The 18818-nt window shown below is 57.2% G+C and carries 9 protein-coding genes and 2 rRNA genes; 9 read left to right on the top strand and 2 right to left on the bottom strand.

The annotated features are described in order from the left end of the window. Positions 1–137: 137 nt before the first annotated feature. From H1S06_RS10870 to H1S06_RS10830, 9 genes are all read left to right on the top strand, one after another. A 23S ribosomal RNA gene (locus H1S06_RS10870) occupies positions 138–3022 on the top strand. Positions 3023–3168: 146 nt separating this feature from the next. Continuing rightward, positions 3169–3284 (top strand): 5S ribosomal RNA (gene rrf, locus H1S06_RS10865). A 118-nt stretch (positions 3285–3402) separates the two neighbouring features. Further along, positions 3403–6843, top strand: a complete 3441-nt coding sequence (gene recC / locus H1S06_RS10860; RefSeq protein ID WP_328515334.1) for an exodeoxyribonuclease V subunit gamma — start codon at positions 3403–3405, stop codon at positions 6841–6843. Further along, the gene (recB, locus tag H1S06_RS10855) at positions 6840–10598 is read left to right on the top strand and encodes an exodeoxyribonuclease V subunit beta (protein ID WP_181740045.1); all 3759 of its coding nucleotides are present in this window, start codon (positions 6840–6842) and stop codon (positions 10596–10598) included. The genes recC and recB overlap by 4 nt, the downstream gene beginning before the upstream one ends. Then, positions 10591–12672, top strand: a complete 2082-nt coding sequence (recD, locus tag H1S06_RS10850; protein ID WP_181740043.1) for an exodeoxyribonuclease V subunit alpha — start codon at positions 10591–10593, stop codon at positions 12670–12672. The genes recB and recD overlap by 8 nt, the downstream gene beginning before the upstream one ends. An 84-nt stretch (positions 12673–12756) precedes the next feature. Next, positions 12757–13419 (top strand): c-type cytochrome, encoded by a 663-nt coding sequence (locus tag H1S06_RS10845; protein WP_181740042.1) that lies wholly within the window; start codon positions 12757–12759, stop codon positions 13417–13419. A 1-nt stretch (position 13420) separates the two neighbouring features. Continuing rightward, positions 13421–14404, top strand: coding sequence for a c-type cytochrome (locus H1S06_RS10840; protein WP_181740040.1), 984 nt, complete (start codon positions 13421–13423; stop codon positions 14402–14404). A 134-nt stretch (positions 14405–14538) separates the two neighbouring features. Beyond that, complete coding sequence (locus H1S06_RS10835; protein WP_181740038.1) at positions 14539–15024, top strand: DUF2489 domain-containing protein; 486 nt, start codon at positions 14539–14541, stop codon at positions 15022–15024. Beyond that, positions 15024–15401, top strand: coding sequence for a hypothetical protein (locus H1S06_RS10830; protein WP_181740036.1), 378 nt, complete (start codon positions 15024–15026; stop codon positions 15399–15401). Before H1S06_RS10835 ends, H1S06_RS10830 begins: the two co-directional genes overlap by 1 nt. Here H1S06_RS10830 and H1S06_RS10825 read toward each other — a convergent pair whose 3' ends face one another. Both H1S06_RS10825 and H1S06_RS10820 read right to left on the bottom strand, forming a co-directional pair. Then, positions 15402–17687 carry an ATP-binding protein gene (locus tag H1S06_RS10825; RefSeq protein WP_181740034.1) on the bottom strand — a complete coding sequence of 762 codons (2286 nt, stop codon included), beginning with the start codon at positions 17685–17687 and terminating at the stop codon, positions 15402–15404. After that, positions 17687–18607, bottom strand: a complete 921-nt coding sequence (locus tag H1S06_RS10820; RefSeq protein ID WP_181740032.1) for an ABC transporter substrate-binding protein — start codon at positions 18605–18607, stop codon at positions 17687–17689. The genes H1S06_RS10825 and H1S06_RS10820 overlap by 1 nt, the downstream gene beginning before the upstream one ends. Between the last annotated feature and the right edge of the window lie 211 nt (positions 18608–18818).

Raw genomic sequence — 18818 nt, 5'->3', positions numbered from 1 at the left:
ATCTTTTAAAGCTTCTTAGCTTTAAACGCTCTTTAACAAATTGGATCTGAAAGATTGTCTTGTATTGTTTGATACAAGCGCCAACCGGCGATAATCGTTACGAACCATTCATTTGAACAGACGCCTTCGGGTTATATGGTCAAGTGAATAAGCGTGCACGGTGGATGCCTTGGCAGTCAGAGGCGATGAAGGACGTAGTAACCTGCGATAAGCCTCGGGGAGTCGGTAAACAGACTTTGATCCGAGGATTTCCGAATGGGGAAACCCACCCGCTTGCGGGTATCTCTTCACTGAATACATAGGTGTAGAGAGGCGAACCCGGGGAACTGAAACATCTAAGTACCCGGAGGAAAAGAAATCAACCGAGATTCCCTTAGTAGCGGCGAGCGAACGGGGAGCAGCCCTTAAGCTGTCTTGTGGTTAGCAGAACACTCTGGAAAGTGTGGCCATAGTGGGTGATAGCCCCGTATGCGAAAACCTATAGACAGTGAAATCGAGTAGGACGGGACACGTGTTATCCTGTCTGAATATGGGGGGACCATCCTCCAAGGCTAAATACTCCTGACTGACCGATAGTGAACCAGTACCGTGAGGGAAAGGCGAAAAGAACCCCTGTGAGGGGAGTGAAATAGACCCTGAAACCGTGTACGTACAAGCAGTGGGAGCCGTTTTCGGACGGTGACTGCGTACCTTTTGTATAATGGGTCAGCGACTTACTTTCAGTGGCAAGCTTAACCGTTTAGGGGAGGCGTAGGGAAACCGAGTCTTAATAGGGCGCCAAGTCGCTGGGAGTAGACCCGAAACCGGGCGATCTATCCATGGGCAGGTTGAAGGTTGAGTAACATCAACTGGAGGACCGAACCGACTGTCGTTGAAAAGCCAGCGGATGACCTGTGGATCGGAGTGAAAGGCTAATCAAGCCCGGAGATAGCTGGTTCTCCTCGAAAGCTATTTAGGTAGCGCCTCATGTCTCACCTTGGGGGGTAGAGCACTGTTTCGGCTAGGGGGTCATCCCGACTTACCAACCCGATGCAAACTCCGAATACCCAAGAGTGCAATCATGGGAGACACACGGCGGGTGCTAACGTCCGTCGTGGAAAGGGAAACAACCCAGACCGCCAGCTAAGGTCCCAAAGTTCTAGTTAAGTGGGAAACGATGTGGGAAGGCTCAGACAGCTAGGAGGTTGGCTTAGAAGCAGCCATCCTTTAAAGAAAGCGTAATAGCTCACTAGTCGAGTCGGCCTGCGCGGAAGATATAACGGGGCTCAAACTAGACACCGAAGCTGCGGATGCCTTAGGGCATGGTAGAGGAGCGTTCTGTAAGCCGTTGAAGCGGAAGCCGGGAGGCACCGTGGAGGTATCAGAAGTGCGAATGCTGACATGAGTAACGATAAAGGGGGTGAAAAACCCCCTCGCCGGAAGACCAAGGGTTCCTATCCAACGTTAATCGGGGTAGGGTGAGTCGGCCCCTAAGGCGAGGCTGAAAAGCGTAGTCGATGGGAGACAGGTTAATATTCCTGTACCGCGCATAACTGCGACGGGGGGACGGAGAAGGCTAGGCCAGCGCGGCGTTGGTTGTCCGCGTTTAAGGGTGTAGGTTGAGAAGTTAGGCAAATCCGGCTTCTTAAGACTGAGACCTGATGACGAGACTCTTTATGAGTCGAAGTGGTTGATGCCATGCTTCCAGGAAAATCCTCTAAGCTTCAGGTTATGTGTGACCGTACCCCAAACCGACACAGGTGGTCAGGTTGAGAATACCAAGGCGCTTGAGAGAACTCGGGTGAAGGAACTAGGCAAAATGGTGCCGTAACTTCGGGAGAAGGCACGCCGATGTTGGTGATGGACTTTGCGTCCTAAGCTGATGTCGGTCGAAGATACCAGGTGGCTGCGACTGTTTATTAAAAACACAGCACTCTGCAAACACGAAAGTGGACGTATAGGGTGTGACGCCTGCCCGGTGCCGGAAGGTTAATTGATGGGGTTAGCTTCGGCGAAGCTCTTGATCGAAGCCCCGGTAAACGGCGGCCGTAACTATAACGGTCCTAAGGTAGCGAAATTCCTTGTCGGGTAAGTTCCGACCTGCACGAATGGCGTAACGATGGCCACACTGTCTCCACCCGAGACTCAGTGAAATTGAACTCGCTGTGAAGATGCAGCGTCCCCGCGGCTAGACGGAAAGACCCCGTGAACCTTTACTATAGCTTCACAGTGGACTTTGACATTACTTGTGTAGGATAGCTGGGAGGCTTTGAAACCATGACGCCAGTTGTGGTGGAGCCAACCTTGAAATACCAGCCTGGTACTGTTGAGGTTCTAACTCAGGTCCCTTATCGGGATCGAGGACATTGTGTGGTGGGTAGTTTGACTGGGGCGGTCTCCTCCCAAAGAGTAACGGAGGAGCACGAAGGTACCCTCAGGCTGGTCGGAAATCAGCCAATGAGCGCAAGAGTAGAAGGGTGCTTGACTGCGAGACTGACACGTCGAGCAGGTACGAAAGTAGGTTCTAGTGATCCGGTGGTTCTGTATGGAAGGGCCATCGCTCAACGGATAAAAGGTACTCCGGGGATAACAGGCTGATACCGCCCAAGAGTTCACATCGACGGCGGTGTTTGGCACCTCGATGTCGGCTCATCACATCCTGGGGCTGAAGCCGGTCCCAAGGGTATGGCTGTTCGCCATTTAAAGTGGTACGCGAGCTGGGTTTAGAACGTCGTGAGACAGTTCGGTCCCTATCTGCCGTGGGCGTTTGAGATTTGAGAAGAGCTGCTCCTAGTACGAGAGGACCGGAGTGGACGCACCTCTGGTGTTCCGGTTGTCACGCCAGTGGCATTGCCGGGTAGCTACGTGCGGACGGGATAACCGCTGAAAGCATCTAAGCGGGAAGCCTCCTTCAAGATGAGATCTCACTGGACCCTTGAGGTCCCTGTAGAGCCGTCCGAGACCAGGACGTTGATAGGCTGGGTGTGTAAGTGTTGTAAGGCATTGAGCTAACCAGTACTAATTGCTCGTGAGGCTTGACCATATAACGCCCAAGGCGTTTGCAATGAATGGTTAGACTGAAGATCAGTCAAGAATATGATTATCGCAGCTCGCAAGAGCACCGGTTGAACGCTTGTAGCGACAACACAGACAGTCACCGAATTTCAGATCCGATTTGTACCAGTTTTGCTTGGCGACAATAGAGCCGTGGAACCACCTGATCCCATACCGAACTCAGCAGTGAAACGCGGCATCGCCGATGGTAGTGTGGGGCTTCCCCATGTGAGAGTAGGTCATCGCCAAGCATTTATTCAGTGAAAACCCCGGTCTCGTTGAGATCGGGGTTTTTGCGTTTTGGGGGCGATGAAATCCGGCACGCCGAGTAGTATCCTTGCGCGTTGAGTCGGCAGGAGGAGAGTGAGCGTGAGTGATCGGAACAGGGAAGCCTTGCCCACAGGGTTGGCCATTATCCATGGCAACCGCCTGGAAGCATTGCGAGAAGTCCTGGTGTACTGGATACGCAGCAACCCGTTGGGTGTACTGGAGAACGAATCCATACTGGTGCAGAGCAATGGTATCGCTCAGTGGTTGCAACTGGCTCTGGCACGTTCACCTGATGATACAGTGCAGCCTGGGTGTGGTATCGCCGCAGCGCTGGATATTCAGCTCCCGGCCTCTTTTTTGTGGCAGGCCTATCGTGCTGTGCTGGGGGCAGATCGCGTGCCCAAAACCTCACCTTATGACAAATCCCGATTGGCCTGGCGTTTGTTACGGCTACTTCCGGACCTGATTGCACGCCCCGAGTGTGCGCAGTTGCATCGGTTCCTGGCTGATGACGGGACGGCACGCAAGGAATATCAGCTGGCCGAACGTCTGGCTGATCTTTATGACCAGTACCAGGTTTATCGGGCTGACTGGCTGAGTGCCTGGGCTGCAGGCCGAGATGTTTTGATTGATGCTCAGGGGCAGGAACAGCCATTACCAGTGGAGCAGCTGTGGCAGCCCTTGTTATGGCGTGCTATTCGGAATGATCTTAGTGAGCCCCAAAGGGGCATGAGCCGTGCCGACTTGCATCGGCAATTCCTTCAGGCCTGCGAAGCGTTGCCCCGACGTCCTCAAGCTCTGCCGCGCCGAGTGATTGTCTTCGGTATCTCTGCGCTGCCACAGCAGTTTATCGAAGCGCTGTCGGCGCTGGCGGCGCATACGCAAGTGTTGCTTTGTGTACATAACCCTTGTCGCCATTACTGGGCTGATATTATCGACGGCAAGGACTTGCTGCGCAGCAATCATCAACGTCAGCGGCGCAAGACCGGCATGCCTGAAGAGATCAGTGCCGGCGATATGCATTTGCATGCCCAGCCGCTTCTGGCAGCCTGGGGTAAACAGGGGCGTGATTATATACAGCTATTGGACCAGTTTGATGATACGAGCGCGTATGCTGACTGGTTTCAGCGTATTGACCTGTTTGACGAACCAGAGTCCGACCGAACAGCTCTGCCGCTGCTGAATCAGATTCAGCAGGATATCCTGGATCTTGAGCCACTGCCCGAAATACAGCGCTATTGGCATGAATGTGATGACTCACTTACCTTCCAGGTTGCGCACAGTCGTCAGCGAGAGGTCGAAATTCTGCATGATCAGATGTTGCAATGGTTCCAGGATGATACTGATTTAAGGCCCCGTGACATCATTGTGATGGTGCCGGATATTGATCAGTATGCGCCGCATATTCGGTCGGTCTTCGGTCGCTTGTCGAAAGCAGACCCGCGTTTTATCCCCTTCACGTTAAATGATCAGCACCATCGTGGTCAGGCCCCCTTGTTGATTGCTGTGGAACTTCTCCTGCAATTGCCACAGGAGCGTTTTGGTATCAGCCAATTGTTTGATCTGTTGGAAGTACCGGCATTGCGTGAGCGTTTCGGCATGGAGGAAAGCGATCTTCCCCAGTTGCAGCAGTGGATACGGGATTCGGGTATTCGCTGGGGATTGGACGGCGCTCAACGCGCCGGCCTTGAGCTGCCGGCAGGTCTGGAACAGAACACCTGGCTGTTCGGGCTGAAGCGTATGCTGCTGGGATATGTGATGGGGGAAGGACAGACCTTCTCTGATATTGAAGCATATGGTGAAGTGGGAGGGCTCGAGGCCGCCCGTGTTGGGCCGTTGGCTGAGCTGGTTGCCGCACTGTTGCAGCTGCGTGAGCACTTACTGACCCCTAAGCCCTGTCATGAGTGGAGCCAGATTTTAATCGCGTTACTGGAGCGCTTTTTACAGCCGGTCAGTGATCAGGATCTGATGTTGTTAGAACGCTTGCAACAGCGCCTGCAGGACTGGCAAGAGGCCTGTCTGGAAGCGGAGCTGGAACGCCCCTTGCCGCTTGAGGTTGTGCGCGACAGCTGGCTGGATGGCATTGATGAGATGAGCCTGTCACAGCGCTTCCTGGCCGGTGCCGTGAACATTGCAACGCTGATGCCGATGCGGGCAATTCCCTTTCGCCGCGTGTGCCTGCTGGGCATGAACGATGGCGATTACCCGCGTCTGCAGCCGCCAATGGACTTTGATCTCATGGCGGGTCGTTACCGACCGGGGGATCGGTCTCGCCGCGAGGATGACCGTTATCTGTTTCTGGAAGCCCTGCTGTCGGCGCGGGATGCACTCTATATCAGCTGGGTGGGGCGCAGCGTGCGTGATAATGCCGAACAACCACCTTCAGTGCTGGTGTCCCGTTTACGAGATCACCTGGAACAGGGGTGGCAGACAACCGATGGGGAAACGCTGTTGACGTACCTGACGACCATACATCCCCTGCAACCTTTCAGCTCGCGCTATTTTGAGCAGCATCCGCGTTTATTCACCTATGCTGCCGAATGGCGTGAAGTACATGATCAGGTAGCCCGGCAGGAAAGGGAGGCGTTGCCGCCACTGGAGTTGCCGTCGAGTCTGGATCTTAAACGGTTGCAGCGTTTCCTGCGATATCCGGTGCATGCCTTCTTCAACCAGCGGCTTGGGGTTTGGTTTGAGGCGCTGGAAGAGGTACAGGAGGAGCATGAGCCTTTCGGCTTCAATCGTCTGGACCAGTTTCGCCTGGGATCGGAATTGATCGCTGCCGGGCTCAAGGCCGGCTCGCACGAAGCGGGTATTCAGATACAGCTGGCCCGTTGGCAACGAGCAGGAGAATTGCCACTGGGGCCTTATGCCGAGCGGGCCTTGCGGGAAATTGTCAGTCCGGCGGTATCGACGCTGAAACATCTGGAGCGCCTGTACCTTGATTGGCGACCGATACAGGACCCAGTGGAAGTCCGCCTGACTCTCAAGGCCGACGGCGTGGAGATCCTGCTGGAAGACTGGGTGGACGGCCTCTTCCGTCTCACGGAAGGGCAGGACAGGGCGTTGATTCTGTCGTCGCCTCAGGCAATCAGTGATAAGGGAGCGCCCAGGTGGCATCGTTTGGTCCGTGCCTGGTTGGATCATTTGGCACTCAGTGCAAGTGGGTACTCACTTACAACCTTCCTGGTGGGGCCGGATACCAGTGCTCGTATTCGGCCACTGGCGGCGGAACAGGCGCGGTCTTTGCTGAATGATTTGTTTGGCCATTATCTGCAAGCGCTGTCCAAACCTGCACCGTTGGCTTGCCGCACAGCTCTGGCCTTGCTTTCTACAGCGGACGATAAGGACCCGAATGAGGCCGCCTTGCAAGCGTATATGGGATCCGCTCGCTATCCCGGCGAGGGGGTGGTGGATCGTTATCTGCAACGTGCCTGGCCTGATTTTGAAGATTTACTGGCGGCGGGTCTGCTGGACTGGGCCCAGGCGCTCTACCGCCCCTTAATTGAACAGGGCGAGCTGTTGTCATGGGAGGACGCATGAACAGGCTGGATACGCAGGCGACACGCCCCGAGACATTGAATCCGCTGGATTTTCCCTTGCAAGGCGTACGGTTGATCGAAGCCAGTGCCGGGACCGGCAAAACATTTACCATTGCGGCGCTGTATGTACGTCTGGTGTTGGGCCATGGTTCTGTCGAATCCGGTTTTGGCCGTGTGCTGCTGCCACCTGACATTCTGGTCGTAACCTTCACCAATGCCGCCACGCGCGAGCTGCGTGATCGAATACGCAGTCGCCTGGCCGAGGCGGCACAGGTATTCAGGGGCAAGGGAAAGGCAGACCCTTTCTTGCAACAGTTGCTGGCGGCACCAGAATATGAGGATGAAGAGGCCAGAGGGCAAGCGGCCTGTCAGTTGGAGCTGGCTGCTGAATGGATGGATGAGGCCGCGGTCTACACGATCCACAGCTGGTGTCAGCGGATGCTGACTCAACATGCGTTTGATACCGGCAGCCTGTTTCGACAGGCGCTGGAACAGAATGACAATGAGTTGCTGATCGAGATGGCCCGTGACTACTGGCGCAGCTGGTGCTACGCCCTGCCGCCGACTGCGGCGGAGGCGTTGAGTGAGCTGGCAGCTGATCCGGACATGCTGTTGAAATCGATTCGCCCGTTGCTGCAGCCAGGTAGCGTCCAGGTGCGTTATCAGGGAGAGCCGATTGAGTTGACCCAGTCCCCGGCCGCCTATGCCGAAAGTCTGGCTGCCTGGTTGCCACAGCAGCAGCAGCTGGAGCAACAGGCACGTACTCTGTGGCGTGATGAGCGGGAAATTATCGAAGCGCAGTTGCTGGAAGCGGCACAGCATAAGATTCTCAATAATCAGAGTTATAAACCGGCTACGTTGCCTGATCAACTGACTGAAATGATGACCTGGGTCGAAGGGCGCTCGTTGCCGGCAGAGAGGCTGGAGTACTTTTCACGAGACCGCCTGACAGCCAAAACAGCCAAGGCCCGGCAGGGGCAGACCCCGGCCCACCCGGTTTTTGAGCAGCTGCAGCAGTTGGTGGATTATCTGAAGACACGGCCACCGCTACAGCCGGTACAGCTGCATGCGGCCGACTGGATTCAGCAGCGCTTTGCCCGTTCGCGCGAGCGTGCAGCCACGCTGGGGTTTAATGACATGCTGGTAAGACTGGACGAAGCTCTGCAAGGGGAGGGGGGAGACCATCTGGCGATGACGATCCGGCGCCAGTATCCGGTTGCTCTGATTGATGAATTTCAGGATACCGATCCGTTGCAGTACCGCATCTTCAGCCGTATCTATCCGGCCTCGTTCGCGACCCGGACCTGCGAGGACGAGCGTCATGCGTTACTTATGATCGGTGACCCCAAACAGGCCATTTACGCCTTTCGTGGTGCCGATATTCATACCTACTTGCAGGCGCGCCTTGATACGGCCGGGCGTCACTATACGCTGGGCCGTAACTTTCGTTCATCAACGGAGCTGGTCGAAGCTACCAACAGCCTGTTCGAGCAGGCCGAAATCAATCAACCTGAGGGAGCCTTCCGGTTTGCTCGGGAGGGTGAGAATCCACTGCCGTTTATTCCAGTCGAGGCCAATGGCCGTCAGGATGTGTTTGAAGTTGAAGGCAGTCGTCCGCCGGCGTTGACACACTGGCTGCTGTCGGATGACACCGGAGATGGTGTTGCCGTGGGGCAGTACCGGGTGTTGATGGCGGAGCACTGTGCCAGTGAAATCTGTCGATTACTGACCTTGGCACAACAGCAGCAGGCAGGGTTTCGGACCGAAGAAGGCCAGCTGACCGCGCTTAGACCGAGTGATATTGCCATTCTGGTGCGCAGTGGCAGCGAGGCGCAGGTGATACGTGAAGCTTTGGAACGGCGAGCCGTGCGCAGCGTGTATCTGTCCGATCAGGCATCGGTCTATAGCACGTCTGAAGCTGAAGACTTGTGGCGCTGGCTGCGCGCCTGTGCCGAGCCGGAACAGCCCCGCTATCTGCATGGGGCCTTGGCAACGGCAACTTTGGGGCTGGGTTACGCACGGCTGGAACGGCTGACCCGTGATGAGCGCGCCTGGGAGCTGGAGGTCGAGCGCTTTCGTCAGCTGCGGGACATCTGGCAGCGCCAGGGTGTGCTGGCGGCGGTGCGGCAGTTGTTGGACGGCTTTGAGCTGCCTGCCAAACTATTGCAGGCTACAGGCGGTGAGCGAGTACTGACAAACGTACTGCATCTTGCCGAGCTTCTGCAAGCGGCAAGCAGTCAGCTGGAAGGTGAGCTGGCATTGATTCGTCATCTGCAGGAACAGATCCTCGACAGCAGCAACGGCGGTGAAGAGCATATCATGCGGCTGGAAAGCGATGCGGATCTGGTTCAGGTCGTGACCATTCACAAGTCGAAGGGGCTGGAGTACCCACTGGTTTTTCTGCCGTTCATCTGCAGTTATCGCGAGGTGACCGCCGACCACGGCAGCTATCGCTACCAGTCCGGTTCGAGTCGAGTGCTGGAATTGGACAGTCAGGACAGCGCGGCCAAGGCCGCTGCGGATGCCGAGCGTCTGCAGGAAGACCTGCGGCTGTTGTACGTGGCGCTAACTCGACCGGTTCATGCCTGCTGGTTGGGTGTGGCGGCAATCAAGTACGGGCGTTCGCTCAGCCTGCACAAAAGTGCCTTCGGCCAGTTGCTGGGTTGTGCGGCCAAAACGGATACCGATCAGCTGAAGGCCCGACTGCAGCCGCTGGTGCAGTCGGGAGTGATCGCCCTGGAAGCGCCACCGGAAATTCAGACGGCATTATTACCTGCAGCCGGTGCGGCTGAGCAATTGATGTCGGCGCGCCGTTGCCACCGCCCTGTTGCCGGTGAGCGCTGGTGGGTCGCGAGTTACAGTGCTATTGCCCAGCTGCAGGCGCGGGTCGAGATGACGATGCAGGACGAGGTTGAGCCGGTTGAAACGGCACGGGACGAAACGGCACGAGAAAGTCGGGATGAAGTTCAGGCCGCATCCGCTATCGTGGAGTTTGCGTATGACCCGCATCATTTCTGGAAGGGTCCTCAGGCCGGTACCTTTCTGCACGGTTTGCTGGAGTGGGCCGCGGATCAGGGCTTTGCCCGAGCGGCCGAAGATGAGGCTCTGCGCCATGCCTTTCTGGCGCCGCGCTGTCAGCGTCGCGAATGGCAACCTTGGTTACCAGTGTTGAATAGCTGGATGGAGCAATTGTTGACTACGCCCCTGCCGCTGGTTGATGACGGCATCTCCTTGAGTGGGCTGAGCGTGTATCAGGCCGAACTGGAGTTTTGGTTTGAAGTGGCTGACGTACCGGTAACCCGTCTTGATCGCTTGATTAGTGAGCGGGTTTTACCCGGAAAGTCACGCCCGGCACTGGCCCCCCAGCAGTTGGGGGGTATGTTGAAGGGGTTTATTGACCTGGTTTTCGAACACGAGGGGCGCTACTGGGTCGCCGATTACAAATCCAATTGGCTGGGACCGGACGACAGCTGCTACAGCCCGGCTGCCATGCAGACTGCTGTGCTGGAAAAACGCTATGACGTGCAGTATGTCCTGTATTTGCTGGCACTGCACCGACTCCTCAAGGCGCGTATGCCCGAGTATGCCGAAGACCCGATCAAAGGCTATGAGCAGCATGTCGGGGGGGCCGTGTATCTCTTTCTACGCGGCATCAATGAAGCGGACAACCATGGTTGCTGTATCGACCGACCTGCAGCCGAGTTGATTGAAACACTGGATCGCCTGCTGGCGGGTGCGGAGGTGACACATGGCTGAACAAAGCGATCTGTTTGCCATTGGCGGCAATCTGCATCCTGCGCTTCAGAACTGGTCGGCACTGGAGCAGTTGCTGCAGCGTTGGCAGGAGCGTGGCTGGATTCGCGCTCTGGATCTGGCGCTGGGGCGCTTTCTGCATGCTCTGGCACCTGACAGCTCTCCTTTGGCGCTGCTGGCCGGGGTGCTGGCCAGCCATCAGCTGGGCCGAGGGCATATCTGTGCGGATATCGACAACCTGTTGTCGGCACCGGACACGGCATTGTCGCTGCCGCCGGATGGCGAATTTGGCGAGGCCTTGCCGGATCGGCCCGTGGAGCTGCTGCAAGGTCTCGGGCGTAGCGAATGGCTGACGGCACTCCAGACATCGGCACTGGTCGGAAGCGGCGATCCGGCGACCCCGCTGGTGCTGGAGCCGGATTCAACACGTCTGTACCTCTATCGTCAGTGGCATTATGAAGTGGCAGTGGCTCGGCAGATAGAACAACGTCTGCAGACACTGCCGGTTGATGAAACCCGCGTGAAACAGCGACTGGATGAGCTGTTTGCTACGGCTACAAAGCCTTTGGACTGGCAGATGCTGGCCTGCGCATTGATGACCGGTTGTCGCTTCGGAATCATCACAGGGGGACCGGGTACGGGTAAAACAACCACGGTTGTGCGCCTGCTGGCACTGCTGCAAAGTCTGGCCCGTGATGACGGGCAGCTGTTGCGTATCCGCCTGGCGGCACCAACGGGCAAGGCTGCCGCACGGCTGACGGATTCGATCAGCGGTGCCATCAAGGGGTTGCCCGAGCACTTGCAAGCAGGGATTCCACAGGAGGTGACAACCTTGCACCGCTTACTGGGATCGAAACCGGGTACGCGCCGTTTTGTGCACCATGCCGATCGTCCGTTACATGCAGACCTGGTTGTTGTGGACGAGGCCTCAATGGTTGATTTGGAAATGATGTACCAGTTGCTGACGGCATTGCCGGCACGGGCACGCTTGGTGCTGCTGGGAGACAAGGACCAACTGGCCTCGGTGGAGGCGGGCTCAGTGCTGGGGGATCTCTGCGAGCATGCCGAACGGGGCGGGTATCGACCTGAAACCTTGGCGTTGCTGCAGCGGCAGACCGGTCAGGATGTGGCGGCCTGGCAGTCTGCCCAGGGGCAGGCCTCGGTCCAACCATTGGCACAAGCCACTGCCATGCTGCGGCACAGTCACCGTTTTGGTGCCGACAGCGGGATCGGGGCGCTGGCACGAGCAGTCAACAGCGGCCGACCGGAGGCGGTAAACAGGGTCCTGCAGCAGGGCTATGCCGATCTGGCCGTGACCGTACTGAAGGGGCCGGAAGATCCGGCATTGGAGCGGCTGGTTCTGGATGGCGGGCAGCTGGCTGTGGCAGCGGGCGAGGGCGGTCCGGTGGGGTACCGCCACTACCTGCAGTGTCTGCAGACGACGCGACCGGCAGAAGCGACTCCCACAAGCTTGGATGACTGGGCACGGGAAGTACTGAGTGCGTTCGGCTGTTTTCAGCTGTTGTGCGCCCTGAGGCGAGGCGACTGGGGAGTGGAAGGGCTCAACGAGCGGATTGCCCGGGTCCTGAGGCAGGCAGGACTGATTGCCCGTGAGCAGGGCTGGTACGAAGGGCGTCCGGTCTTGGTGACTCGCAACGACTACGGGCTGGGGCTGATGAACGGTGATATCGGTATCACACTGGCGGTACCTGAGCGGCAGGGAGAGCCTGTACTTAAGGTTGTTTTCCCGCTGGCCGACGGGACCTTGAAATGGGTTCTGCCCAGCCGTCTGCAAATGATCGAAACCGTATATGTCATGACCGTACACAAATCACAGGGTTCCGAGTTTTCCCATACGGCACTGTTGTTGCCGCCGTCGATTAATCCGGTACTGACCCGTGAGCTGGTATATACCGGGGTCACGCGAGCCAGCCGCTGGTTCAGTCTGGTTTTGTCGCATCGGGGGCGACTGGATGATGCGGTTCGTGCCCGGGTAAGGCGTGCCAGTGGACTGGGCAAAAGGTTGATCGTCCCGGAACAGGAGCTAGATCAATACAATGGTGCGCACGAATGTTAGGCTGTTGAGTGTATACATAATGGAATAGAATGCTTTCTGTTAAGCATAAACTTTATTAGACATGTGCAATATGGGGAGAGTGCCATGTTGAAACGATACTGGCGTCTGACGCTGGCCAGTGCCCTGCTGGTCAGTGGAGCGGTTCAGGCTCAGGGAGTGGCGGCCAATGGCCAACAAATCGTCATGCAGGGAGACGGCAGTGGAGCCCCCTGTTTGGCTTGTCACGGAATGGACGGTGCAGGCAACAACCTGGCCAGCTTTCCGCGTTTGGCTGGGCTGGATGCCGAATATATTGCCAAGCAGATCCGTGATTACAACAGCGGTAAGCGGGTCAGTGTGGTCATGCAGCCCAACGTTGATAACCTGACCGAGCAGCAGATCCTGGATGTGGCAGCCTATTATGCGTCACAGCCGGTACCGAAAGTGGAAGCGGCGACCGCAGATGCGGAAGTGATGGCGCTGGGTGAGAAAATTGCCAAGCGCGGTGACTGGAACAACTACATTCCGGCCTGTGAAAGCTGCCATGGCCCTGACAACCAGGGGATGGGTGTCAGTTTCCCGGGAATTGCCGGTCAGCATGCCAATTATATCAAACAGCAGCTGAACGCCTGGCGTTCCGGCGAACGTCATAATGATCCCAACCAGTTGATGACCGGTGTCGCCGAACGGTTGAGCGAGCAGCAGCTTGAAGCCGTTGCTGCCTATCTGGGTGCGCAGCAGGCGGTAGCAGCCGAGGGAGGGCAGTGAGATGAACCGTAAACATCTGATGCTGGCGGTTGCAGCCGCCATGATGAGCCAGTCCGTACTGGCGGCCGATGCCAAGGTGCCGGTGAATCTGCCGGAATACAAGGAAGGTCAGTATGTCCACCAGGCGCCGACCATCGACGATCTGATGGCGGACGAATCGGTCAACCCCGAACTGCGTAAAGTCATCCTTAAGGGGTATGACATGTTCATGAATACCCAGCAGTTCCGCGGTGAATACGTGTTCAACGATATGAACTGCAAGACCTGTCACATGGGTGAAGGGCGCATGAACTGGTCGGGCCCCGTCTGGCCTGCCGTGACCACTCTGCCGGATTACCGTGGCAAGAACAAGCACGTCAACTCGCTGGAAGAGCGTATTGCCGGTTGCTTCGCCTACTCCATGAACGGTACACCGCCTGCCTATGGCAGTGACGACATGCTGGCCATGGTTGCGTACCACCAGTGGGTTGCCAAGGGTGCGCCCGTCTATGAGAAAAAACTGGGTGGACGCGGTTTCAGCCATCTCGGCAAGACCATTCCGGAAGACATCAGCTATGAAAAAGGACAGGCGGTCTATGAGGCCAACTGCGCCATTTGTCATGGTAACGACGGCGCCGGTCAGAAAAAGGACGGCAAGGTCGTGTTCCCGCCGTTGTGGGGAGATGGGGCCTATAACTGGGGGGCGGGCATGACGCGTATCTTTACTGCGGCCTCGTTCATCCAGAACAATATGCCGTTGAGTAAACCGGGCTCACTGAGCGATGCCGATGCCTGGAACGTGGCCTGGTATGTTAACAGCCAGGAGCGCCCGCAGGATCCTCGCTATACCGGCGATGCCAAGGAAACTCGAGAAAAATTCATCGACTTCCACAAGCACTCCCGCTACGGCACCGAGGTGAATGGTGCGGTTTTGGGCCAGCATGATAACACTGGCGACAAACCCTTCCTGAAGCCGGACAGCCTTAAGCCACGTACTTTCGAGTAAACGGCTTGTCAGCAGCGGGCACTGCGCCTGCTGCTTTTTCCTTCCGTTTCCCATTCCTCCTGCGGCCCGGCATAGTGAGTCGACGGTCACCTCTGGCATAATGCCGAGGCCGTCCACAGTGCAAGAGGATAAACATGAGCCCCGTCCTGATTTACAGTCTGATCGCCGTTGGCGTATCGGCGATCCTGATCCTGTCTTTTGTCATCTATCGTCAGCTGGGGCAGTCCCGTGCGCGGCGAGCCGAACAGGCTGCACGTGAGGCCAAGGCGCTGGCGCACTTTGAAGAGCGCCACCGTTACCTGCAGGACAGTATTCAACGGGTTGCCATAGCCATGCTGCATGATGACAAAATGACCCTGTCCGAAGGCTGTATTCGTCTCAAGGTGTTGCTGGAAAACTTTCGGCCTGCACTGCTGCAGCAGGAAGCCTATGCCGTGATTACCACCGTTTACGACCGAACCAGCCATATTCCCATCAAAGAAGAATGGCAGGCCTTGCCGAAAAAGCTCAAGCGCAGTTATGAACAGGAAATGCGTGAGCTGGAGCAGCAGCATCACGACGCAATACAGGCGGCGGCCCGAGAATTGAGCAGCGGTGAAGCGCTGAAGCAGGGGGGCTAATGGCCGAATTCCTGGTCGTGTTTCTGATCTCGCTGCTTTTTATCGGTGGGCTGGTTGTGGCGCTGGCGTACGGCCGGGCTCCTACCTGGCGGCCTGATCGGCGCAAGGTACTGGCGCTGATGCAGCAGGTGCAGGTGGGGGAAGCACGGCGGGATGCCTGGGAAATGTTTGTTGGTTTACCGGTGTTGCATGATCCCGAACTGGAACAGATTCGGCGCCGTTGCGTCGCCATTCATGAAGGCGATGAAACACATCCTCCGGCCGGTGAGGGTCTGGAGCCCTATTTGTATGATCGCGCGGCTCGTGCACGGTTGCTTGAAGTCGAGAAGGATCTGGAGTTATTGATCAGGAAAGAGCCCTTCTTTCGGCGTTTTTGATCAGTGGTATTGATGATGTCTGACGAGCCGTTGCAGGCGGAAATAGCGCTTCCAGCATAGAGGAATATCGCCGCTTAGTGTGGCCTGATGCAGTTCTGCGACGGCCGCTTCCAGCTCCGGCATCTGGTAGAGCCCGGCCAGCCCCAGCAATTGGTGGGCATGTGCACGTATCACGTCCAGCTGCCCCGCTTTCACCGCGGGCCCCAGCGCTTCCAGCTGTTGTTCCAGCTCTTGGTGTAGCGCCTGCTCGTCCACATGATCCAGCAGGGTATCATCGTGTCGTTTGGACGGTGCTGAACACGTGACTTTGCATAGCCTGTCCAGATGGGCGAACAGTTCGGGCAGTTTAACCGGCTTTAGCATAACGGCACTGACGCCTGCCTGTTTCAGCGCCTGGTGCTCGTGCGGCATGATATTGGCCGTGAGCGCAATAATCGGGACCTGGCGATTGATGCGGCGGATTTCCCGCGTGGCTTCAATGCCATCCATGTGTGGCATGTGAACATCCATGAGCACCAGGTCGGGCTGCTCCTGATGAAACCGTTCCAGTGCCAGAGTGCCGGACACCGCCGTGATGACCTGTGCTCCTGCCTGTGTCAGCACCTTGTAAATCAGCAGGCGATTGAAGTCGTTATCTTCGGCCAGCAGGACTTTCAGCGGGCAGCCGAGGGTGAAGTTGTTGGCATACTCCCGGGCGTGGCTTTCAGGCGTATCCTCGGGCATTGCCTGGGCCAGTGGTAATGTCAGTGTCAGGGTGATGCAGGTGCCTATGCCTTCCTGACTTTCCAGCTCCAACTGGCCGCCCATCATCTGGGTCAGCCGGTGCGCAATCACCAGTCCAAGCCCGGAGCCGCCGTAGCGTCGGCTGATGGTGTTGTCGGCCTGGCTGAAGGCCTGAAACAGGTGGCGCTGGTGCTCGGCTGAAATGCCGATGCCGGTATCGCTGACACTCAGGATCATTTTGCAATGTTTGCCGGCGCGTATGGCCTGGGCCCGCAGGCGCACCTCGCCGTTCTGAGTAAATTTGATCGCATTGCTGAGCAGGTTGGTCAGGATCTGCGCCAGTCGGGTCGGGTCGCCTACCAAGGCGTTTGGCAGGTCGGACGGCAGCTCCTCGACCAGAGTCAGGCCCTGGTGCTGGGCCATGGGGGCCTGCATTTCGAGCAGGTTGAGAAGGCATAGCCGTGGGTTGAATACCAGTTTTTCCAGCTCAATGGCATCGGACTGCAGGCGGGAAAAATCCAGAATGTCGTCAATAATGGTGAGCAGCAGTGTGGATGTCTGGTTGATGATCTGGCAATACTGTTGCTGTTCGGCGGTCAGGCGGGTGCCTTGCATCAGTTTGGAAAAGCCCAGTACAGACGTCAGCGGAGTTCTGAGTTCATGACTCATGCGGGCCAGAAACTCGTCCTTGGTGTGATTGGCTTCGTCGGCCTGACGTCGGGCCAACGACAGGGCCTCGTTCTGCTGTTCAAGGTGGCGCAGTGTCGTGGTCAGCTGCCGTGTGGCCTTGCCGATCTGCTCGGCCTGTTCACGGCTGGAGGCCTGAATACGGGTGGCCATGCGATTGATGCCGCGAGCCAGGCTACCCAGCTCGCCGGATACCTGAGTGGTGGCGGCGCGAGTATTCAACTGGCCCTCTTCCAGTCGTTCGACAACCTGACTCAACGATTGGATGGGACGGGTGATGCGCAGACCAAAACGGCTGGCAATGATGGCGGTCACCAGTAGCCCGATGGCGATCAGCAGCAGACTGTTGAGCAGCATGTCGCGGCGGGTACCGGCATGGGCATCTGCGGACAGGACCATGGCGATCCAGCCATTACGGTTGTCGCGGCGTTCGTGGGTGGTCACAATGGCCAGTTCAGGGTTGTTTTCCAGTATCAATACGCTGGTGGTTATGGGAGTGAAAAACAGCCAGCCATCTTCAAAGGCCTGATGAGACGGGCTGAAAGGCGTCAGCTCGACCGGGAAGTCCTGGCTGCGGTGCAGCAGGTTGAAGTTGGAATCGAAAAACAGGATATCGCGGACTTCGGGGTGTGTTCTCAGGGTTTTCTGGCTGAGAATGCGTAACTGGTAGCGATTGCCACTCAGCACACCGAATTCGGCTGCCGACGCCAGCAGATCGGTAATCAGGTGGCCGCGCTCCAGCAGCTTGTCGGTACTGTCAGACAGGCGGCTGTAAGTGAAGTAGGTACCCAGTATGCCGGTCAGCGTCAGCATGGGAATCAGTGCCAGCAGGAGCACTCGGCTGCGAATACTCAGTTGATTACCCAGCTTGCACATCAGTGAGTATCCTCAAGGTGAAGCAGCGCCTGTTTCAGACTGTCGAGGTCGACCGGGCTCAGTTTGAGCGTACGCATGGCAACCGGGTTAATGCTGATATCGAAATATGCAGGATAGCTGGGTGGGGGCAGAGGTTCCCCGGCCTGGAGGCGTGTCAACCACTCCCCGGTTTGCTGGCCAATCTGAACGGCGGAGGAGTGAATCGAGGCAGCCGCTCCGGCATGGGTGTAGTTTTCAGAAAAGCCGATCACCGGTACCTGGTGGCGAAGGGCCAGGTGCAGCAGCCATTTGGAAGTGGTTCGATTGAAGACTCTGCTGTCCGGGATGACCAGAAACAGGTCACTGCCCTGAATCACCGGGATCAGTTTTTCAGCCGGATTGTCATGGGTGCTCAGATAGGTCAGGTGCAGAGTGAGTCCGACGGATCGCGTACTGTTCTCCAGCGGACGGCGCAGAGAGCGACTGGCACTGCTCAGGGCCGCTCCCAGCGTATTGGCATCGGGCTTGATCAGGTGGGCCAGGCGAATCTGACGCAGCAACGGCTGATCGATGAAAATGGCGCTGACACCCTGGTGCTCCTGTTTTGGCAGCAACTGTTGGATCAACTGCTGGAACGTTGTAGAAGGCAAAAAGCTGCAGACCAGCCGGGAGTCCGACTGGTAGCGGTTGAGCATCTGTTCGCAGGCGCGGCTGCCAACCGCCAGAATGATGCTGCGTTGACGATGATCGGCCGGGGTCAGCTGGTCCAGTGTGCGTACATCGATGGATTGTCCGGATGTCGCCCGGGTTGCATCACGTACCTGCTGGTAACTGTGGCCAAAATCACTGAGAACCATTAGCGCCCGTTCTGCCTGTGCAGCGGAGCACAGCAGGCAGCACAGCAGGCCGGCCAGTAATCTGCGCGATAAGAAACGGGTCATCCTGTTCTATCCATACAGCCTTGGGAGCGTCCAGGCGATGGAATCGCCCTATCGAGTGTTGGTTGCAGCCAGGTGCACCATTCGAACAGCTTGCTGGAGACACCTGTCAGCTCCAGGCAAACATGATCATTTGACCTTCAGCCCCACATACAGCACGATCAGGGCCAGAACGGCCGCTTCGATAATGAAGCCGTTGTGCTCCAGAATCCAA

The sequence above is a fragment of the Marinobacterium marinum genome (assembly GCF_013868415.1).
GTDB classification, from domain to species: Bacteria; Pseudomonadota; Gammaproteobacteria; order Pseudomonadales; family Balneatricaceae; genus Marinobacterium; species Marinobacterium marinum.
The sequence above is the reverse complement of the archived record's forward strand: the minus strand, read 5'-3'. Positions and strand labels throughout refer to the sequence as shown.